The 19,176-nt window shown below is 58.2% G+C and carries 18 protein-coding genes and 1 tRNA gene; 14 read left to right on the forward strand and 5 right to left on the reverse strand.

The features are described from left to right. Positions 1-175 precede the first annotated feature (175 nt). The 3 genes from AO388_RS14270 to AO388_RS14280 all read left to right on the forward strand — a co-directional run bounded on the left by AO388_RS14270 (position 176) and on the right by AO388_RS14280 (position 2,523). Positions 176-442: a cupin domain-containing protein gene (locus tag AO388_RS14270; protein WP_003351897.1), complete on the forward strand. Its 267-nt coding sequence runs from the start codon at positions 176-178 to the stop codon at positions 440-442. Between the two features lie 54 nt (positions 443-496). Further along, on the forward strand, positions 497-1,078 hold the full coding sequence (locus AO388_RS14275) for a DedA family protein (RefSeq protein ID WP_054080769.1): 582 nt from the start codon (positions 497-499) through the stop codon (positions 1,076-1,078). A gap of 119 nt (positions 1,079-1,197) precedes the next feature. Next, positions 1,198-2,523, forward strand: coding sequence for a hypothetical protein (locus AO388_RS14280; RefSeq protein ID WP_058416635.1), 1,326 nt, complete (start codon positions 1,198-1,200; stop codon positions 2,521-2,523). A gap of 70 nt (positions 2,524-2,593) precedes the next feature. On the opposite strand, the gene AO388_RS14285 is transcribed toward AO388_RS14280, so the two are convergent. Further along, positions 2,594-3,448 (reverse strand): oxidoreductase, encoded by an 855-nt coding sequence (locus AO388_RS14285; protein ID WP_058416636.1) that lies wholly within the window; start codon positions 3,446-3,448, stop codon positions 2,594-2,596. 322 nt (positions 3,449-3,770) lie between these two features. Between AO388_RS14285 and nadA the strand changes: the two genes are divergently transcribed. Continuing rightward, entirely contained in the window at positions 3,771-4,829 is a 1,059-nt protein-coding gene (gene nadA, locus AO388_RS14290; protein ID WP_003368256.1) for a quinolinate synthase NadA, read from the forward strand. Between the two features lie 76 nt (positions 4,830-4,905). Here the strand turns inward: nadA and AO388_RS14295 are convergent, their stop codons facing one another. Beyond that, complete coding sequence (locus tag AO388_RS14295; RefSeq protein ID WP_003368258.1) at positions 4,906-6,339, reverse strand: M48 family metalloprotease; 1,434 nt, start codon at positions 6,337-6,339, stop codon at positions 4,906-4,908. A gap of 140 nt (positions 6,340-6,479) precedes the next feature. Here AO388_RS14295 and AO388_RS14300 point away from each other — a divergent pair, with 140 nt between their 5' ends. Both AO388_RS14300 and AO388_RS14305 read left to right on the forward strand, forming a co-directional pair. Then, complete coding sequence (locus tag AO388_RS14300) at positions 6,480-6,731, forward strand: sulfurtransferase TusA family protein (RefSeq protein WP_003368260.1); 252 nt, start codon at positions 6,480-6,482, stop codon at positions 6,729-6,731. 35 nt (positions 6,732-6,766) lie between these two features. After that, positions 6,767-7,837, forward strand: coding sequence for an AI-2E family transporter (locus AO388_RS14305; RefSeq protein ID WP_011267087.1), 1,071 nt, complete (start codon positions 6,767-6,769; stop codon positions 7,835-7,837). Positions 7,838-7,903: 66 nt separating this feature from the next. Here the strand turns inward: AO388_RS14305 and AO388_RS14310 are convergent, their stop codons facing one another. Beyond that, on the reverse strand, positions 7,904-8,377 hold the full coding sequence (locus tag AO388_RS14310; protein ID WP_003317382.1) for a peroxiredoxin: 474 nt from the start codon (positions 8,375-8,377) through the stop codon (positions 7,904-7,906). Positions 8,378-8,386: 9 nt separating this feature from the next. Continuing rightward, entirely contained in the window at positions 8,387-8,950 is a 564-nt protein-coding gene (locus tag AO388_RS14315) for a glycine cleavage system protein R (RefSeq protein WP_003368263.1), read from the reverse strand. Between the two features lie 325 nt (positions 8,951-9,275). Here AO388_RS14315 and dapA point away from each other — a divergent pair, with 325 nt between their 5' ends. The 5 genes from dapA to AO388_RS14340 all read left to right on the forward strand — a co-directional run bounded on the left by dapA (position 9,276) and on the right by AO388_RS14340 (position 12,969). Continuing rightward, positions 9,276-10,154: a 4-hydroxy-tetrahydrodipicolinate synthase gene (gene dapA, locus AO388_RS14320; RefSeq protein ID WP_003368265.1), complete on the forward strand. Its 879-nt coding sequence runs from the start codon at positions 9,276-9,278 to the stop codon at positions 10,152-10,154. An 18-nt stretch (positions 10,155-10,172) separates the two neighbouring features. Continuing rightward, complete coding sequence (bamC, locus tag AO388_RS14325) at positions 10,173-11,291, forward strand: outer membrane protein assembly factor BamC (protein ID WP_003368268.1); 1,119 nt, start codon at positions 10,173-10,175, stop codon at positions 11,289-11,291. Continuing rightward, positions 11,292-12,050, forward strand: a complete 759-nt coding sequence (locus AO388_RS14330; RefSeq protein WP_003430848.1) for an MBL fold metallo-hydrolase — start codon at positions 11,292-11,294, stop codon at positions 12,048-12,050. It abuts the gene before it with no gap. Positions 12,051-12,078: 28 nt separating this feature from the next. Continuing rightward, on the forward strand, positions 12,079-12,789 hold the full coding sequence (gene purC, locus AO388_RS14335) for a phosphoribosylaminoimidazolesuccinocarboxamide synthase (protein WP_003430849.1): 711 nt from the start codon (positions 12,079-12,081) through the stop codon (positions 12,787-12,789). 90 nt (positions 12,790-12,879) lie between these two features. After that, positions 12,880-12,969, forward strand: a tRNA-Ser gene (locus tag AO388_RS14340). Positions 12,970-13,441: 472 nt separating this feature from the next. Here AO388_RS14340 and AO388_RS14350 read toward each other — a convergent pair. Continuing rightward, a complete protein-coding gene (locus tag AO388_RS14350; protein WP_058416638.1) occupies positions 13,442-14,425 on the reverse strand; it encodes an LLM class oxidoreductase in 984 nt (327 codons plus the stop codon). Positions 14,426-14,722: 297 nt separating this feature from the next. On the opposite strand from AO388_RS14350, the gene gvpU reads away from it, so the two are divergent. From gvpU to AO388_RS14365, 3 genes are all read left to right on the forward strand, one after another. After that, complete coding sequence (gene gvpU, locus AO388_RS14355; protein ID WP_003409447.1) at positions 14,723-15,205, forward strand: gas vesicle accessory protein GvpU; 483 nt, start codon at positions 14,723-14,725, stop codon at positions 15,203-15,205. Between the two features lie 313 nt (positions 15,206-15,518). Further along, the gene (locus AO388_RS14360) at positions 15,519-17,210 is read left to right on the forward strand and encodes an NAD-dependent malic enzyme (protein ID WP_058416639.1); all 1,692 of its coding nucleotides are present in this window, start codon (positions 15,519-15,521) and stop codon (positions 17,208-17,210) included. A gap of 232 nt (positions 17,211-17,442) precedes the next feature. Beyond that, positions 17,443-19,083, forward strand: a complete 1,641-nt coding sequence (locus AO388_RS14365; RefSeq protein ID WP_058416640.1) for a phosphoethanolamine transferase — start codon at positions 17,443-17,445, stop codon at positions 19,081-19,083. Positions 19,084-19,176: the final 93 nt, after the last annotated feature.

A 19,176-nucleotide genomic window follows, 5' to 3' on the forward strand; every position in this document is an offset into this window, starting at 1 on the left:
CACTAGGCGATGGTCTCCAATGTGCTCGGCAGGCAGGGCCGGAAGCGCTGGCAAACTTATTGAATGTTGCTCCCTCAAAGTGATCTATAACGCTGTGATTAGTTGTCCCGGCGCCGCCATTCCAGCCGTCGATCAGGTTCGCTACTCCATCCAAAAGATTCAGGAAAAGTGAAAAATGGAAAAAGAGGCTTTTTTGCAACTGCTGGCTGCCGAAGGGTTTGGAACCGTTGTTGAAGTTGAGCGCGAAGCGTTTGGAACGCTGAACTCGCATGCCCACAACTTTGAGGCGATGGCGCTGGTTCTGCACGGTAGCCTCGTCATCCATAAATCTGATGGTGATTTCACCTACAACTCAGGAGATATTTTTCACCTGGAATGTAACGAGCCCCATTCGGAAGTGTTTGGTGAGCATGGCGTACGGTACCTCGTGGGAAGAAAGTGACGACGCTGGCCTTTCAGCCTGGATTCAAGTGATGTCAGACGTACAGGAAAGACCATGTTCGAACATCTCGACCTCAACGCGCTGATCGCCGCCTACGGCTATTGGGTCATCTTCCTGGGCTGCCTGTTGGAAGGTGAAACAGTGTTGATCCTTGGCGGTATCGCTGCGCATCAGGGCACTTTGCAATTGCTGCAAGTAATCGGCTTGGCCACGTTGGGCGGTATGCTCGGCGATCAGTTGTTATTCTGGACCGGACGTTATTCCGGGGAGCGCCTGCTGCCCAGACTCAAGCGTCACCAGTCTGCCATTAGGCGGGTCGAGGGGCTCATCCAGCGCTACCCCACGACCTCGGTATTCGCTGTTCGCTTTCTCTACGGCATGCGCCTGGTAGGGCCCATGGTAATAGGTGCAAGTGGCCTGTCGCCTTGGCGTTTCGCGCTTATCAATGTGCTGAGTGCGGCAGTCTGGGCAACCCTGTTCGTCTGCGCCGGCTATTGGGCCGGAGAGGCGTTACAGCATTTACTTGGTGACCTGAAGCCGTATCGCCTGCCAATCTTCCTTTCGGTGGTAGCACTGGTGACTCTCGCGGCGTTGGTGCGGTATATGCGTCGCCGATCCAAGACAACGCATGATTGAGGTGGCGGTGGAGTCGGCGTAACGGCAAGACGCCCTTCAGTGACGGACAGAGACCTGTCTGTATTGGAACCGCTGTCTGCGTCGGGTCCACCAAGGGGTTTTAGGCCATGAGACCCGCCATGAACCCCATTCGTAATTCTCCGTCTTTCATCCCGCCCGCTCATTCGCCGGCAACTCAAGCGCCATCGCCTGGCACTGCGCTGCATGCTGCAGTGGTCAGTCGCGACAGCAAGGCCGTAGCGCAGCTGCGCAATGAGGGCGCGCGCGCCAATAAACTGGATGCACAAGGGCACTCGCCTCTGGACGTCCTCGACACTATGCGTGATATCGACGAGCGCAGCCGTTCCAGTCTGCGCATGGCATTACTGCAGTCACTCAATCCGACTGCGCAACTGGGCTATACCAAGCCCGAGGCTCTGCACGGAACGCCCTGGGGCCTGGAAATCCTGCAGTCGGGAGCGCTCAGGGGCGGTGTCAATGATGCAAAGGGTGGAACCCAGTCTCTTGAAGGCAAGGTGTTTTTCTCTGATCGAACGCGGGAGAGTGCGAGCGCTGAAACCACTCGTGCAGACTTGCGCAGCAAGCCCAGAGTCTATGCGAGAGGTGAGGGGATGCATCCCAGCAATGCTTACTCGCGCGCTCAGCAACACCGAATGGCGCAAGTGATCCTGCATGCGCTGGACAACGGCAGATCGCTCTCCACCAATGAACTCGCGCCATCGATCGAAGTGAGCAGCCCAGAGACGCTGCATATCGAAGGTGCTGCGTGGCTGCAACGTTTACTGCATGGCGGGTACATCAATAAATTAGGCGGGCTCCCATTCATCAATGCCCCACTGGGCGAGCATCTGGACTCACTGAGGTTACCTGGCTCGATTGAGTTGAGAGTCGATGGGCAGGTAAAGAAGTTACAGGGTGAAGAGCTGAATCGCTTTTATCATCAGGCGGCGAGTGAACTGCAGCGTTCTCTGGAAAATGGCAAGGCCCCTTACCTGGGTTTGTTGAACAAGGGAGCCATTGTTCCACTGGTGTTCGGTTTCGAGAAAATCAACAACCTGTCTACGCATGAAATCAAATTACGCTCGAAAACCACACAGCACTCCTATCAGGATACCGAGCACCCACTTGCCGGAAGTCCGGAGAATGGTGGGAAGCTGAAAGAAGTGGAGGTGCGTAGCCTGGGTGATTTCGCCACATTGTGCCTGGGGTGCGCGGTCAAGGGCTTTGAATTGCCTACCGACATAGTCGTGCGTGTTAAAGGCCAAAAAAGCCAAAAAGCTCAGTATCTGGACGCGCAACAAATACAGGCATTTCGGCAAAACCTGGCAGCTCAAGTGGCCGAGCAGGCAAAGGGGAAGCCTCTGGGAGCACTTCCTTTGCATCAGTTGCAGGAGATCAATTCTCAACTGCGGGCTGGCGATTTAAGTGACTGGACCAACGTTTGAGAACGGGCGGGCGATGCGTGCCTGACAGCATTCATCGTCCCTGCCTGGCAGCTGTGCAGTGCTCAGCACCTCACTCTTTCGGAAAGTCCGCGCCGATGCTGATGTCGCGAACCTGCTCGATCTGCTTCAAGCGTGTCTGACGATCAGCCACCACGGCGTCATACCCCCAGCTACCCAATACAAGATGACGCGGCGCATCGGGTTTTTGGGTCAGGGCGACCATCGCCTCTGCGGCACGTACCGGGTCCCCGGCCTGATTGCCACTCGATTGTCTGGTCGACTCCAGACGCTTGCTGGCAGTGTCCTTGTAGTCGTCGATGCGCGATGGCGTCTGGCGCAATGAGCGTCCTGCCCAGTCGGTTCGAAACGGCCCCGGCTCTACGCACGTGACGGAAATCCCCAATGGCTTGACCTCCGCGAGCAGCGCGTCGGAAAAACCTTCGACGGCGTGCTTGGAGGCTGCGTAGTAGCCCGATCCCGGAAAGCCGATAAGGCCGGCAACCGAAGTGATATTGATGATGTGGCCGCTGCGTTGCTCACGCATGATCGGCAGCACGGCGCGGGTGACGGCGAACAGACCAAACACGTTGGCATCGAACTGGGCACGGATTTCAGCGTCTTCGCCTTCTTCGATCGAGCTCTGATAACCGTAACCCGCATTGTTGACCAGTACGTCGATTCTGCCGAACTGCTCCTTTGCGGCAGCCACGGCGGCTTCTATCTGGTCTGCCTTGCCGACGTCGAGGTCGACCACCAGTACCTGGCCTTTTGCACCCTCGGCCAGGTCTGCGACTCGCGACTTGTCCCTGGCCGTTGCCATGAGGCGCCAGCCGCGAGCGATGACAAGTTTGGCCAGTTCGCGGCCGAAGCCGGTGGAACAGCCGGTGATGAACCACACCGGGGTATTGGTCGATTCGCCTGCCATGTCATTTTCTCCGTCACAAGGGGTCTGATGGTTGTGACATGGCATAGCGTGCGTCGTTTCATTGAGTCGCCGGTCGGAATCACGCCTCGGCAAGCGGGTCTTCAGGAACGCTTCTCATCGCTGCCTGATGAGCCAGAAACAGCTGTTAAATCAGTTTTTTGGCGCTAGAATCGGCGCGCCTCAAGAAGTCTGGCCGATATCCATCGGATATCAGCCATAAGCCTTTGTACAGATGGCACAACCTCTGTCAGGCTTTTTTTATTGCCTGTATTTCGGGTGTAAACTTGCCTTTCGCGCACTGGCGCTTTCAGGTCCCGTGAACATGACACAGATCTCCGAACGTTTCCTGGTGCAGGCGCATCTTGATGCCAAACAGCCCAGGACGTTGAGCCCGGCAGAGCAGGCGCGTTACCGTGCCGACATTGCTGAGGAACTCAAGAAGCAGGACGCCGTGCTGGTCGCTCACTATTACTGTGATCCGGTTATCCAGGCGCTGGCCGAGGAAACCGGTGGCTGCGTGGCCGACTCTCTGGAAATGGCGCGCTTCAGCAATAACCACGCGGCCAGTACTGTGCTGGTGGCGGGTGTACGTTTCATGGGCGAAACCGCGAAGATCCTCAACCCGGAAAAACGCGTGTTCATGCCGACGCTCGAGGCCACCTGCTCGCTCGATGTGGGGTGCCCGGTCGACGAGTTTTCCGCTTTTTGCGACCAGCATCCGGAGCGTACGGTGGTGGTGTATGCCAACACCTCGGCAGCGGTCAAAGCCCGTGCGGACTGGGTAGTGACCTCAGGCTGTGCGCTGGAGATCGTCGAGAGCCTGATGGACAACGGTGAGAAAATCATCTGGGCGCCAGACAAGCACCTGGGCCGCTACATTCAGCGTGAAACCGGTGCCGACATGCTGTTGTGGGACGGTGCCTGCATCGTCCACGAAGAGTTCAAATCCAAGCAGCTCGAAGACATGAAAGCCTTGTACCCCGAGGCTGCGATTCTGGTTCACCCGGAGTCGCCGGAAGCGGTCATCGAGCTGGCTGACGTGGTCGGCTCCACCAGCCAGATGATTGCTGCAGCGCAACGCTTGCCCAACAAGACGTTCATCGTCGCCACTGACCGCGGCATCTTCTACAAGATGCAGCAGCTGTGTCCGGACAAGATCTTTATCGAGGCGCCTACGGCCGGTAACGGCGCGGCGTGCCGGAGTTGCGCACATTGCCCGTGGATGGCGATGAATACGCTTGAGCGCACCTTGCAGTGCCTGCGTGAGGGCGGTAACGAGATATTCGTCGACCCGGCGCTGATCCCCAATGCCGTGCGCCCATTGCAACGCATGCTGGACTTCACTCAGGCAGCGCGCTTGCGACAGGCAGGCAACGCCTGACCGCTGTGATGAAAAAGCCCGACTGAAGCGTCGGGCTTTTCATTTGTGGTCGTATCGGGCGCCTTGCGCCGGACGATCAGTTCATCATGTCCTTGACCATCCGCTCCTGCTCGATCAGATCCTTTTGCCGCGCATCGATCCGTGATGCCAGCTGAAAATTATTGGCCGCACGGCGTTTGGCGAAGTCCAGCTGCTGGATCGCCTGACGGAAATCACCGACCAGCGCAAAGTACTCGGCGCGCGCCTGATGCAGTCCGATGGTGTTGCCATTCAGGCCACGGGTTTCCGCCACGACGTACCAGATGTCCGGATCGTCCGGGCGGGTCTTGAGCAGGGCTTCAAGGCTTTTCTCGGCTTCGGCCGTCCGGTTCTGCTTGAGCAGCACGTCGATACGCACGTCGTTGAGCGGATAATTGCCGGGGTACAGCGTCAGCATGCGATCGACACGCTGCTGCGCATCGGCCAGCCGGTTATTGGTGATGTCCAGGTCGATCTGCGTCAGGTTGTAGGTAATGTCGTTCGGCGCTTTTTCGAGCAATGGCTTGAGGGTTTCCCTGGCCTCGTTCAACTGTCCGCCCTTGATCTGTGCGATGGCCAGGCCATAGCGCGCCGGATCGGATTTCGGGTTTTCAACCAGTTGCGCACGGAAGCGCTTGGCGGCGATGCCAGGCGTTTCTTCATAGATCAGTGCCACGCGGGCGCGCATCAGTTGATACAGCACGCTGTCTTCCTTACCGCCCGGTTTGGCCTGTTCGGCACGGTTGCGTGTGTCGGCGATCCGCGATTCGCTGACCGGGTGAGTCAGCAGAAACTCCGGAGGTCTGGCGTCGAATCGATATTGGCGCATGAGGCGCTCGAACATGGTCGGCATGTTACGCGGGTCATAACCGGCCTTCTCCAGGTTGAGAATGCCGATGCGGTCGGCCTCCTGCTCGTTCTGGCGTGAAAAGCGCCGTTGCTCCTGGATCGCGGCGGCCTGTGAGCCGGCGATGGTGGCGATACCCGCATCACCGGCGCCTGCGGCTGCCATGACGATACCTGCCAGCATCGCGGCCATGACTGGCACCTGCATGCGTTGCTGGGCTTCTATGCCTCTGGCGAAGTGGCGCTGCGACAAGTGAGCCAGCTCGTGAGCCAATACCGAAGCGTACTCGCCCTCGGTCTGAGCATTGAGAAACAGACCGCCGTTGACGCCGATGATCCCGCCGGGTGCGGCAAAGGCGTTGAGTTGCGGGCTGTTGATCAGGATGAATTCAAGCCGCCGGTCCTGAACCTGACTGGTCTCGGCAAGGCTGTAGACCGAGGTTTCGACGTAGTCCTTGAGTTGCGGGTCCGACAGCTGCGCCACCTGGCCGCGCAGCAACCCCAGCCACGCACGGCCCAGACGGTGCTCCTGTTCGGGAGAGACAATCGAGGAGCTGGCGTCACCCAGTGAGGGGAGGTCATCCGCCATGCCGTGTGTAGCGAACAGGCAGGCGAGAGTGAGCAGTGTAGGACGCAAAAAATTCATGCATGAAGCTCTGGTCAGAAGAACCTGTACTGTAGCTGGCTCAATGGCGTGCTGACCAGAGTGAGGTATTCTTGCCGCCTTGTTCGTGCTGCCTTTTCGGCCCCGCTTTGTAATTCGATGTGTCCGCCTGGAGAGAAACGATGTCTGACGCTGTAGTGCGCCCCGAGGCCTGTGATGCCGAACTGGATGCCAGTGGTCTCAACTGTCCGCTGCCCCTGCTGAAAGCCAAGATGGAGCTCAACCGCCTGGCCAGCGGTGCGGTGCTTAAAGTCATTGCCACCGATGCCGGTTCGCAGCGCGATTTTCGAACCTTTGCCAGGCTTGCCGGGCATGAGTTGCTGTATGAAGAGGTCGATGCTGGCATTTATCGTTACTGGCTGCGCAAGGCCTGATCCATTGCTGCGGTTTTTTTCGAAAAGGATGTTTGATGTTCAATGTGCTTCGCAATTGGGTGCAACGCTATTTCTCTGACGAGGAAGCGGTGGTCCTGGCAGTTTTGCTGTTTCTGGCGTTCACCCTTGTCCTGACGCTGGGCGGCATGCTGGCGCCGGTTCTCGCCGGTCTGGTGCTGGCGTTTCTGATGCATGGTCTGGTCAGCGCTCTGGAACGCCTGCGCATGCCTGAAATGGCCGCCGTCGGTCTGGTATTCACCCTGTTCATCGGCGTATTGCTGGTGTTCCTGCTGGTGTTGGTGCCTCTGCTCTGGCATCAGTTGATCACCTTGTTCAACGAAGCACCGGGCATGCTTGCCAAGTGGCAGTCGGTACTGCTGTTGCTGCCCGAGCGTTATCCGCATCTGGTGTCCGACGAGCAAGTGCTGCTGGCCATTGAAGTCGCCCGTGGTGAAGTGGGCAAGATCGGTCAGTTGGCGCTGACGTTCTCGATCTCCAGTCTGCCTCTGCTGGTCAACCTGATGATCTATCTGGTGCTGGTACCGATTCTGGTGTTCTTCTTCCTCAAGGATCGGCACATGATCGGCCGCTGGGCGCGTGGTTATCTGCCCCGTGAGCGTGCCTTGATCAACCGGGTGGCGGATGAGATGAAGCGCCAGATTGCCAATTACATTCGCGGCAAGGTCATCGAGATTTTCATCTGTGGTGGCGTGACCTACATCGCTTTCGCCGCGCTCGGGCTCAATTACGCGGCGCTGCTGGCAATGCTGGTCGGCATATCGGTGGTCGTGCCTTATGTCGGCGCAGTGGTGGTCACCGTGCCGGTGGCGTTGATCGGTCTGTTTCAGTGGGGTTGGGGTGATCAGTTCATCTACCTGATGATCGCTCACGGGATCATTCAGGCGCTGGATGGCAACGTGCTGGTGCCTCTGTTGTTTTCCGAGGCCGTCAATCTGCACCCGGTCGCAATCATCTGCGCCGTGCTGTTGTTCGGTGGGCTGTGGGGGTTCTGGGGGATATTCTTTGCGATTCCGCTGGCCACGCTGTTCAAGGCCGTGCTCGACGCCTGGCCACGCAATGAGCCGACAGTAGCCCCGTTGCTTTGACGCGATCATTGCGACAGCAGGACTGAATCGCTGCGGCACCTTGCGCGCCGCAGCGGGGCATGCTGATCAGCCTTTGTTCAGGGCTTCGGCCTGCGCCAATACTTCAGCCACATGGCCTGGCACTTTCACACCGCGCCATTCCTGACGCAGTACGCCTTCCTTGTCGATCAGGAAGGTGCTGCGGTCGACGCCCAGGTATTCCTTGCCGTAGAGCTTCTTGAGCTTGATGACGTCGAACAGTTGGCAGACGGCTTCGTCCTTGTCCGAAATCAGCTCGAACGGGAAAGACTGCTTGGCCTTGAAGTTTTCGTGGGTCTTCAGGCTGTCCCGGGAAACACCGAGCACAACCGTGTTGGCTGCCTGAAACTGCGCGATATGGTCACGAAAGTCCTGGCCCTGCGTGGTGCAGCCGGGCGTGTTGTCTTTCGGGTAAAAATAAATCACGACCTGCTGACCCTTGAGCGCAGACAGCTCGACAGTCTGTCCGCTGGTAGCGGGTGCCTGAAAATCGGGAACCGGATGATCTACTGTGACAGTCATGAGGACTCCTTACATTGGGGCTTGTGGGCGCCAGGGTTCGATCAGTGCGTCCAGATTCAACGCGTCGGCGAAATCGAGGAATTGATCGCGCAGCCAGCTGATCTGCGTCCCGGCAGGCAGTGTCACCGTGAACGTGGCGTTGAGCATGGTGCCGCCGGTCTGCGGAGCCTGATAGGTGTCGCAGATCAGGTTCTCCAGCTCGACGTTGTGGTCAATAAAGAACTGGCACAGCTCATTGATGATGTCCGGGCGGTACGCCGAGCTGACGTAGGCCACGTAGGGCAGGGCTTCCGGACGGTTCTCCAGCGTGGCGCTGCGCACGACGCTGGTCGTGAACGCATGCTTCTTGGAGAGACTCGCCAGGCCGGTTTCAAGGCGCGCCAGAGCGTCCCAGCTGCCCGACACCTGAAGAATCAGCGCACTGCACTCGCCGTGGCGGGTGAGGCGCGAGGTGACGACCGAGCAGCGGTTTTCATGGCTGGCGCGGCACAGGACGTTGGTCAGCTCCATGGGGTTTGCGCCAAGGGCACTGATGACAAGGAATTGTTCGCGAACTGTGGGGGTGGACGACATGCAGCATTCCTAGACGATGAGCGGTCGGTACTTTTTCGGACTTGCGGGGCTGTTTCGACAATCGATGGCGCAAGATAACTTGCCGGGTCCCTCGGCGCCCGGCCTGCATGGATATACCATGACTGGGCTGGAGTGCGCTGGGGCAGGGCTTCTGGCGACAAATTCGACCGATTGAGCGAGGTGCGCAGGTGACCAGTACCGATCAAAGGACGAAGGGTAGCGAAAACCATCGCTCAGGGGAATGCTCAGAGCGCGGTACTTCGCTTGTACAAGGCTGATAGCGCCAGTACCATTACGGCTCTCTTTTTCCGGCAGGAGCGGTTGCATGATTGCGGGCAGTATGGTGGCACTGGTCACACCAATGGATGCACAAGGTCGTCTGGACTGGGACAGCCTGAGCAAACTGGTTGACTTCCACTTGCAAGAGGGCACCAACGCCATTGTTGCCGTAGGCACCACCGGTGAATCGGCGACGCTGGATGTGAACGAACACATCGAAGTCATCCGCCGGGTGGTCACTCAGGTTGCAGGTCGCATTCCGGTCATCGCCGGTACAGGCGCCAATTCGACGCGTGAAGCCGTCGAACTGACCACCAACGCCAAAAATGCGGGTGCCGACGCGTGCCTGCTGGTGACGCCTTACTACAACAAGCCGACTCAGGAAGGCCTGTTCCAGCATTTCAGCCACATCGCCAATGCCGTCGACATCCCGCAGATCCTCTACAACGTGCCGGGCCGTACGGCCTGCGACATGTTGCCAGAGACCGTTGCGCGTCTGTCGACGGTAAAAAACATCGTCGGCATCAAGGAAGCCACCGGCAACCTGCAACGCGCCAAGGACATCCTGGCCAGCGTCAGCAGCGATTTTCTGGTGTACTCCGGCGACGACGCTACAGCAGTCGAGTTGATGCTGCTGGGTGGCAAGGGCAATATTTCCGTCACCGCCAACGTTGCACCGCGCGCCATGAGCGATCTGTGCGCAGCGGCCATGCGTGGCGATGCGCAAACGGCCCGGGCGATTCACGAAAAGCTCATGCCGCTCAACAACACCCTGTTCATCGAATCCAACCCTATCCCCGTGAAGTGGGCCTTGCATGAAATGGGTTTGATGCCAGACGGTATCCGTCTGCCGCTTACCTGGCTCAGCGAAGCCTGTCATGAACCGCTGCGTCAGGCCATGCGCCAGTCCGGCGTCCTGGTTTAATTGAGGAAGTATCACGCAATGAAGCGATTGGCCGGACTTTCCGCACTTGCTCTTATTATCTCCAGCACCAGCGGTTGCGGTTGGCTCTGGGGCGAAGATGGTTACTTCCGTGATCGCGGCAGCGATTACCTCCAGGCGACCCAGACCCCGCCCATGCAGTTGCCCGCCGATGTTAGCGGCGTCAAACGCCTGGATCCTTTGCTGCCGATCCCGCGTAACGTGGCTGACAGCACCCAGAAAGACGGCGAGTACATCGTGCCGCGTCCTCAGCCGCTGGGCACGACTTCCGAGTCGAGCGACTTCAGCCTGCAGAAGAGTGGCGATGCGCGCTGGATCCTGGCTCAGCGCCAGCCTGCCGAAGTCTGGCCGGTGGCTCATCAGTATTTCGAAGACAACGGTTTCCGTATCGCCGAAGAGCGTCCGCAGACAGGCGAGTTCAGCTCCTCGTGGCAGCGCCTCGATGAGTTGTCCGCTTCGGTGGCCAAGCGTCTGAGCGCCGCTGGCGTCGCCGCCGATGCAGAAACCCGCGTGCGGGTGCGTATCGAGCCGGGCGTGCAGCGCAATACCAGTGAAGTCTACGTGGTCAGCGTCGAGCGTCCTGCCGGCAGCACTGCCGACGTGGCCTTCCCGACGCGCACCACCAACCTGGGCCTCGATGCCGCACTGACCGACGATCTGCTGGCCAGCATGGGCCGCAACGCCGAGAAGGGCGGCTCTATTTCCCTGTTGGCGGCACGTGACTACGACACCCCGAGCCGTGTTGCCTTGAGCGAAGACGGCAGCGGCAACCCGGTATTGAACCTCGGTGCCGATCTGGACCGCGCATGGTCGAGTGTTGGCCGCGCCCTGGATCAGGGCGACTGGCGTGTCGAGGACATCAACCGCAGCCTGGGTCTGTACTACATCAACCTGGCTGAAAAGGCCAAAACGCCTGAAAACGAGCCTGGTTTCTTCGGCCGGATGTTTGGCAGCAAGTCGACCAAGGAAGAGATCGATGCCCGTGCCGAGCGCTATCAGGTCCGCCTGAGCAAGGTCGGTGACAACGTTCAAGTGACCGTCGAGAAGAACATCAACACCGTTGCGCCAGCGGATATCGCGCGCCGGGTGTTGAGCGTTATTCAAGACAACCTGGGTTAAGTGCGTTTCGCGGTTCTCGGCAGCGGTAGTCGTGGCAACGGCACGCTGGTCGCAAGCAACGATACGTACGTACTGGTCGATTGCGGTTTCTCCTTGCGGGAAACCGAGCGGCGCCTGGCTCGTCTGGGCGTCTCGGCAAGCCAGCTGAGCGCTATTCTGGTAACCCACGAACATGCCGATCACGTGCATGGCGTGGGTTTGCTGTCGCGGCGCTACAATGTGCCGGTCTACCTCAGCAACGGGACCTTGCGCGGAATGCGCAAGCCGGTGGAAATTGCCGGCCTCCTGGCAGGCGGGGAGAGTTTGCGGATCGGCGCACTGGACATCGACGTGGTGTCGGTCGCTCACGATGCGCTCGAGCCGACGCAGTTCGTCTTCAGTGACGGCAAGCGCCGCTTCGGCCTGCTGACCGACCTTGGGTCTTACTGCTCCAACGTATTACAGCGTTATCAAGGCCTGGATGCCTTGATGATCGAGGCCAATCACTGTCGCGACATGCTTGCCCGAGGCCAGTATCCGGTCTTTCTCAAGCAGCGCGTGGGCTGTGAAACAGGTCATTTGAACAACCATCAGGCCGCCAGCCTGGTGAGCGAGCTGGGATGGCAGGACCTTCAGCACCTGGTGCTGGCGCATCTCAGCAGCAAGAACAACCTGCCGCATCTGGCCCGGCAATGTTTCGTCGACACCCTCGGGTGCGACCCGGACTGGCTGCAACTGGCCGATCAAGATTCAGGGCTCGACTGGCGACATATCGCCTAGCCCAACTACTTAGCAAGCGGAGCCCATCATGGAAAAACGTGAAGAACTCTACCGCGGCAAAGCCAAATCGGTTTACAAGACCGACGACGCTGACCGCTTGATCCTGCTGTTCCGCAACGACACCTCGGCGTTCGACGGCAAGCGCATCGAACAGCTGGACCGTAAAGGCATGGTGAACAACAAGTTCAACGCCTTCATCATGCAGAAGCTTGAAGAGGCGGGTATCCCCACCCAATTCGACAAGCTGCTGGGCGACAACGAGTGCCTGGTCAAGAAGCTCGACATGATCCCGGTCGAATGCGTCGTGCGTAACTACGCCGCTGGCAGCCTGGTCAAGCGTCTGGGCATCGAAGAGGGCACCAGGCTCAATCCTTACACCTTCGAACTGTTCCTCAAGGACGACGCCAAGGGCGACCCGTTCATCAACGAATCCCACGTTGTGGCGTTCGGCTGGGGTACCGCCGAGCAACTGGTTCGCATGAAAGAGCTGTCGATCAAGGTCAACGACGTGTTGACCAAGCTGTTTGACGACGCTGGCCTGCTGCTGGTCGACTTCAAACTCGAGTTCGGCGTATTCCACGGTGAAATCGTCCTTGGCGACGAATTCAGCCCTGACGGCTGCCGTCTCTGGGACAAGGACACCCGCAAGAAAATGGACAAGGACCGCTTCCGTCAGGGTCTGGGCGACGTTATCGAAGCTTATGAAGAAGTCGCAAACCGTCTGGGCGTGCCGCTGTAAGCGAAAAAAGCACGCAAGCGCTTGATAGCACAAAAAAAACAGCAGAAGGGCTTCGCCTTCTGCGTTGATGCTGTTATGATGCGCGCCGTTGGAGAGATGCCAGAGTGGCCGAATGGGACGGATTCGAAATCCGTTGTACCTTCACCGGTACCTAGGGTTCGAATCCCTATCTCTCCGCCATTATTTATCCAAAAAGCCCCGCAATGCGGGGCTTTTTGGTTTCCGGGATTTGATGATCCTCAGCCCAGCCCCTCACTTCTATCCTGAAAGGCTGCTTTTACCGTGAGACCAGCCGAGCCACCGCTCGAACGCGGTGCCTCACCAGTAGCATGATTGGAAGGGCGTGTGCGCACCCGGTTGTTTCAGCGAACCACGCGTCGGTTGCCGCTCACCGAGGCGGGGGAAACCTTCTACCGTACCTGCACGACGGTCGTTTCAGATCTGCAGGAAGTCGAGATTGCGCTGACTTCAACCCAGACCGAGCCACAGGGCAAGGCGCGTATTGATTGGCCAGCGGCATCTGAATAGCGGCAGGCTGGTGGCGGTGCTACTGGATCTTGCTACCGAAGGCCTGCCGATGAGTCTTGTCTGGCTGCGAAGTCGCGAGGCGCTGCCAAAGTCAGCGCGTTAAGTGCCTGCCTGGGAGCTAACCTCACGCCTGCCGGGCGTGTTGGGACGTGATGGAAAACTCGGGGAGAATGTGCTCCTGAAGTTCATCGATCACCTCCAGAGAGGGACGCCGCGTCGGCTTGAGGTTCAATGCGACATGATTGATCCCGGCTTCGCGTTGCCGGGAGAAGAAGTCCTTCAGCGCCTTTCGACCACCCCGTAGCATCCGCCCCGTTTGTAGCGGCGCGTCAGGATTGGCGTCGAGGTCGAACATCGCGCCGTAGCCGAAAGGGATGAATCCCCTGGAAGCGGTTGCCTCACGCCAATGCGGTACAGCCTCCGGCATGCGCAGCGCATCGCCATGCCAGATCCAGGCATCGACATTGGCCGCAAGCCACTCCAGGCTCTGTCCAGCACGACCGATGGCGATGACAGGGACCGGTTGAGCAGCGGGTTTGGGTACCAGATCTATGTCGCCCCGCAACTGGCCGAAATGCTGTGTCTTCAGCCGCGGAAACGACTCTGAAAGCAGCGTTTTGATCAGCGTTACCGCTTCCCGATAGCGTTCAGCCCGGCTGGCAAAGTCGACTCCGAAAGCCGGATATTCTGTCGCCCGGTCACCCGAAGCCATGCCCGCGAGAAAGCGGCCTCCGAGGAGTTGGTCCGCCGTCGCAATCTGCTTGGCGGTGATAACCGGCTCCCGCAACGGGCTGACGATGCCTGCGGTGCCGATGGCGATTCTGCTCGTAAGCGCTGCCAGCCAGCCCGCGTACACCATCGGATCAAGGACCTGGCCGGTATCGCCAAATGACGGATCGTAAAACGGCACATCGCGCAGCCACAGCGCCGCAGCATCGCTCTGATCAAGGCGCTGCACGATCTCGGCCTGGTCCTCCAGGCTGGGAAAAGGGCCGTCAGGATAGCCTCGCGCGGGCGAGATGAATCCGATGGTCAACTGATCACGCTGGAATGTACCGCTGAACGCCGTATGGTTCTCCAGGCCGAGCGATTGATTGTTCTGAGTCATCGTTTTACTCCGTTTCGGAAATCGATCATTTGATTCTATAGATGACCTTCAGGCTGATCTCAGACCTTTTGGATCAGTCATGGTGAAAAAAAATCACGAATAGTCGGTCTGCAGCACCTAACCGAACCACTGGCATCCCGTGCAGGGTAGAAACACTGTCATCATCCTCCTGCGAAATCGCCTGGTCTCACTCGTCCCATTCGGCCATTCGCAAACTAATCCTGCCTCCCGGTTTCGCTTTCGCCCTTTCTGATCTATACCTTGGGTTCAACGTTTTGTGAGGCGAGGAGCTTTCAGATGTCAGACGTAGATCAGGTACAAAAGTCGCAACCTTCTCCCAGCCAGAGCCACGATGACGTGATTGCTCAGTTCAAATGGCAGGGCAAGCAGATCGACTGGTTGCTGCAATGGCTGGTCAAGTTTGTTGCCAACACCAAGGTTGAGATGGGCGTGACGCTGTCGGTGGGCGGGAATCTGGTTTCCGGGCATCTGATTTCTCACGATGCGTATTTCGAGCAGTTGGCCGACGATATCTCGGCACCGTTCAGCTCGTTCGCCAACGGCACTGACGCGACCATGAAAGAGATGATCCTGTCCTTCAAGCCCGGTGAGTCATCTGAAGACACCCCGGCCTTCCATTTCATTCACTTGAAGGACTGCCGCACCTATTCCACTGACGGCAACCCGATTTGTGATGCCGGTGTGCTGTGGCGGGGCCGAATCTCGGCCGTCGATGGGTTCACCATCGGGCTTATCGCCGAAAAGCCTGACGCAGCCTGACCCCATGGAGCCTCGACGTCCGTCGGGGCTTTTTCAACCCGAGACCATGATGGCTTCCAGCGTGCAGAATGCACTGGTTGGTCACGGAATGCTGCACCTGCAGTAGCGTCACTTAGCCATTCTTTGCGCGACAAAATGTCGCAAGCCGCTGTCAGGCGAGTAATATGTTCGCCCTGACCTTATCTGCCGAATGGTTTTCGGCATGGCCTGATAGAGAGCTGGCGACAAGAAAAAACAACAAGAACTGAGCCAGGCTGCCCGCCCCGGTCGACGTAAAGAATTAATGAGTAGACGAAAAAGGCGATTAGAGAAAATGACCAAAACTTCGCGACCTTTGTACATTTCCTACGCAGGACCTTCACTGCTGGAAATGCCCCTGCTGAACAAAGGCAGTGCCTTTACCCCGCAAGAGCGGGTCGAATTCAATCTGATCGGGCTCCTGCCGCAGAACGTGGAGACGATCGAAGAGCAAGTCACCCGGGTCTACAGCCAGTACAAACAGTGTGCGAGCGACCTGGACAAGCATATCTACCTGCGCTCGATCCAGGACAACAACGAAACCCTGTTTTTCCGTCTGCTCGACTCCCACCTGGACGAGATGCTGCCGATCATCTACACGCCGACGGTGGGGCAGGCCTGTCAGGAGTTTTCCAAGATCTACCGCACGCATCGCGGCCTGTTCATTTCCTACCCTGAGCGCGACCGCATCGATGATATTTTGCGCAGCGCGACCAAGGACCGGATCAAAATCATCGTCGTGACCGACAGCGAGCGAATTCTCGGTCTGGGTGATCAAGGCATCGGCGGCATGGGCATTCCGATCGGCAAACTGTCGCTGTACACCGCTTGTGGCGGGATCAGCCCGGCGTACACGCTGCCGATCGTGCTGGATGTCGGCACCAACAACCGTGAGCTGCTGGACGACCCGATGTACATGGGCTGGCGTCACGAGCGGGTATCGGGCAAGGAATACGAAGACTTCATCGCGCTGTTCATCGACGCGGTGCAGCGTCGCTGGCCGGACGTGCTGTTGCAGTTCGAAGATTTCGCCCAGTCCAACGCCATGCCGCTGCTCGAAAAGTATCGGGACGAGCTGTGCTGCTTCAACGATGACATCCAGGGCACCGCGTCGGTTGCCGTGGGTACGTTGCTGGCGGCCTGCAAGGCCAAGAATGAAACCCTCGGCCAGCAGAAGGTGGTGTTTGTCGGTGCCGGTTCGGCAGGCTGCGGGATCGCCGAGCACATCATCGCAGCGATGTGCATCGAAGGCCTGAGCGAAAGCGAGGCGCGCAAACGTATCTTCATGGTCGATCGTTTCGGCCTGTTGACCGAAGGCATGGATAACCTGCTCGACTTCCAGAAGCGACTGGCGCAAAAGACTGCCGACGTATCTGGCTGGACTGCCGGCTCCGAAGCCTTCCCGCAGTTGCTCGACGTGGTCACCCACGCCGGGGCCACCGTAATAATCGGTGTGTCCGGGCAACGGGGGCTGTTCACCGAGCAGGTGATTCGCGAATTACACAAGCATTGCGCCAAACCCTTGGTAATGCCGCTGTCCAATCCGACTTCCAAGGTAGAAGCCACTCCGGAAGAAATCCTGCGCTGGACCGACGGTAATGCGCTGGTGGCCACCGGCAGTCCGTTTGCGCCAGTGGAGATCAACGGCCGCACGGTACACATCGCGCAGTGCAACAACTCCTACATCTTTCCGGGCATCGGCCTCGGCGTGGTGGCCTGCAAGGCATCGCGCATCACCGACCGGATGCTCATGGCGGCGTCCAATGCGCTGGCCGAGTGCTCGCCGATGGTGACAGGGAAGGGCGATGCGGTGTTGCCGCCGCTCAAGGAAATCCAGCAGGTCAGCCGCAGGATCGCCCTGGCTGTGGCCAAGGAAGCGCAAGCCGAAGGGCTGGCGCTGGAAACCACCGAAGAGGCGCTGCTTGAGGCCATCGAGCGTAATTTCTGGTTGCCGGGCTACCGGGCCTATCGCCGCCGCTCGGTCTGATCGGGCGTATCTGCGAGGATGACGTCTCCGCAAGCTTGCTTGCGGAGACACGCTGCTCTGCAAATGCAGTAACGCTGCAATGAGTTTCTTTACAGTGAAATAAGCTTCATTCAACCCAATCCTCTCACCTTTTTCACATAAAATTGATGATGCGCTGCCTACAGTGCGCGCCATCGGAGTGTTCACTGGCTCCTGAATGCCCGATGCATATTAATTCGATAAGCAGACCACGATGCCGACACCCAGAACTGTTCGTCCAGAGGTTGTAACCCTACTTGCCAGTGCGTTTCTGTTACTGGGTTTCAATATCAATCTTTGGCAGCATCTTTTCTCGATTACCAGCGCCGATAGCAAAGGGTTGGCCATGCGCTTTGCGTTTGGCTTGATGATTTTCTGCGTGTTCAATATTGTCCTGACGCTGTTGGCATTTCGTCGTGTGTTTAAACCGGTGTTGATCAGTCTGTTTATGATCAGCGCGGGGGTGGTTTATTTCATGACCGAATACGGGGTCATGATCGACGCGGGCATGTTTCGAAACTTCGCCGAAACCAACGTCACGGAAGTGCAGGGGCTGCTGTCTTTAAAACTGGCTTTGTATATCCTTCTGCTGGGCATAGTGCCTTCGCTGATACTCTGGAAACTGCCGATCAGCTACCGTCGCTGGCACCTCGAATTGTTCAGCAAACTGTTGGTGACGGTGGCGTGCTGCGTGGCAATCGGCGCCATTGCACTGGCCAATTACCAGGGCTTGTCGTCGTTGTTCCGCAACCACCATGAATTGCGCCTGATGGTAGTGCCAAGCAATTACATTGGTGCGTCGCTGGGCTACCTGAGTGAGCAGGTGATCTCCGCCAGGCGTCCCTTCGTCAAGATCGGCGAGGACGCCAAGCGTTCTGCGGACTGGGCCACGCACGCCCGCAAATCATTGACCGTGCTGGTGGTCGGCGAAAGTGCCCGGGCCGAGAACTTCGGAATCCTTGGCTACGGTCGTAACACCACGCCCAACCTGAACAAGGAAAGCGGACTGGTGGCGTTTACCGATGTGTATTCCTGCGGTACCGAAACCGCAGTATCGGTGCCTTGCATGTTTTCCAATATGGGACGCAAGAACTACAACGCTACCCAGGCGCGTAATCAGGAAGGCTTGCTGGACGTACTGAAGCGCGCGGGTATAGACGTGATATGGCGTGACAATCAAGCGGGCTGCAAGGGCACCTGTGATCGAGTGACCTTCCAGGACGTGAGCAATCTCAAGGACCCGCTGTTGTGCAACAACCATGAATGCCGGGACGAGATACTCTTGCAAAACCTGCAGGCCTTTATCGACGGCCTCGACAAGGACACGGTGCTTGTTCTGCATCAGATGGGCAGCCACGGTCCTGAATACTACAAACGTTACCCGAAAGACTTTGAAACGTTTACCCCGGTGTGTGAAAGCAATGCGCTGAACAATTGCAGCCGGGACAGCATCGTCAATGGGTACGACAATACGTTGCTGTACACCGACCATGTATTGTCCACGCTGATTGATCTTCTGCGCACCAATCAAAACAAGGTCGATACCGCCATGGTGTACCTGTCGGATCATGGCGAATCTCTGGGCGAATATAATCTGTTCCTGCATGGCACGCCTTATGTGCTGGCGCCTGATCAGCAAAAGCATGTGCCGATGATGGTTTGGTTGTCCGATACCTATCAGAAGTCCTTTGCCGTTACGCCGGAGTGTCTGGCCAAACAGCGCAATGCACCGTTGAGCCAGGACAATCTTTTCCATTCCATGCTCGGTCTGCTGAAAGTCGATACCAAGGTCTATGACCCCAGTCTCGATATGTTTGCCGCATGCCGCAGAGAGTTGGCGACCACCGACAAGTAACGACATGCGCGGCGTGCCGGGTATTGATCGTCCTCTCAAGCCGTGGGGGCGATCATTGGCAGCGTGTCTGTGAGGCAATAGCTCCTCCTGTCC

Source organism: Pseudomonas sp. ICMP 10191 (assembly GCF_001467335.1).
GTDB classification, from domain to species: domain Bacteria; phylum Pseudomonadota; class Gammaproteobacteria; order Pseudomonadales; family Pseudomonadaceae; genus Aquipseudomonas; species Aquipseudomonas cerasi.

What these genes read in the sequence shown, in the direction of transcription:
- dapA (WP_003368265.1), top strand. Translation starts at nt 9,276, where the DNA reads ATGATTGCGGGCAGTATGGTGGCACTGGTCACACCAATGGATGCACAA.
- AO388_RS14315 (WP_003368263.1), bottom strand. Translation starts at nt 8,950, where the DNA reads ATGTCGTCCACCCCCACAGTTCGCGAACAATTCCTTGTCATCAGTGCC.
- gvpU (WP_003409447.1), top strand. Translation starts at nt 14,723, where the DNA reads ATGTCAGACGTAGATCAGGTACAAAAGTCGCAACCTTCTCCCAGCCAG.
- AO388_RS14285 (WP_058416636.1), bottom strand. Translation starts at nt 3,448, where the DNA reads ATGGCAGGCGAATCGACCAATACCCCGGTGTGGTTCATCACCGGCTGT.
- purC (WP_003430849.1), top strand. Translation starts at nt 12,079, where the DNA reads ATGGAAAAACGTGAAGAACTCTACCGCGGCAAAGCCAAATCGGTTTAC.
- bamC (WP_003368268.1), top strand. Translation starts at nt 10,173, where the DNA reads ATGAAGCGATTGGCCGGACTTTCCGCACTTGCTCTTATTATCTCCAGC.
- AO388_RS14350 (WP_058416638.1), bottom strand. Translation starts at nt 14,425, where the DNA reads ATGACTCAGAACAATCAATCGCTCGGCCTGGAGAACCATACGGCGTTC.
- AO388_RS14280 (WP_058416635.1), top strand. Translation starts at nt 1,198, where the DNA reads ATGAACCCCATTCGTAATTCTCCGTCTTTCATCCCGCCCGCTCATTCG.
- AO388_RS14365 (WP_058416640.1), top strand. Translation starts at nt 17,443, where the DNA reads ATGCCGACACCCAGAACTGTTCGTCCAGAGGTTGTAACCCTACTTGCC.
- AO388_RS14300 (WP_003368260.1), top strand. Translation starts at nt 6,480, where the DNA reads ATGTCTGACGCTGTAGTGCGCCCCGAGGCCTGTGATGCCGAACTGGAT.
- nadA (WP_003368256.1), top strand. Translation starts at nt 3,771, where the DNA reads ATGACACAGATCTCCGAACGTTTCCTGGTGCAGGCGCATCTTGATGCC.
- AO388_RS14305 (WP_011267087.1), top strand. Translation starts at nt 6,767, where the DNA reads ATGTTCAATGTGCTTCGCAATTGGGTGCAACGCTATTTCTCTGACGAG.
- AO388_RS14310 (WP_003317382.1), bottom strand. Translation starts at nt 8,377, where the DNA reads ATGACTGTCACAGTAGATCATCCGGTTCCCGATTTTCAGGCACCCGCT.
- AO388_RS14360 (WP_058416639.1), top strand. Translation starts at nt 15,519, where the DNA reads ATGACCAAAACTTCGCGACCTTTGTACATTTCCTACGCAGGACCTTCA.
- AO388_RS14270 (WP_003351897.1), top strand. Translation starts at nt 176, where the DNA reads ATGGAAAAAGAGGCTTTTTTGCAACTGCTGGCTGCCGAAGGGTTTGGA.
- AO388_RS14295 (WP_003368258.1), bottom strand. Translation starts at nt 6,339, where the DNA reads ATGAATTTTTTGCGTCCTACACTGCTCACTCTCGCCTGCCTGTTCGCT.
- AO388_RS14275 (WP_054080769.1), top strand. Translation starts at nt 497, where the DNA reads ATGTTCGAACATCTCGACCTCAACGCGCTGATCGCCGCCTACGGCTAT.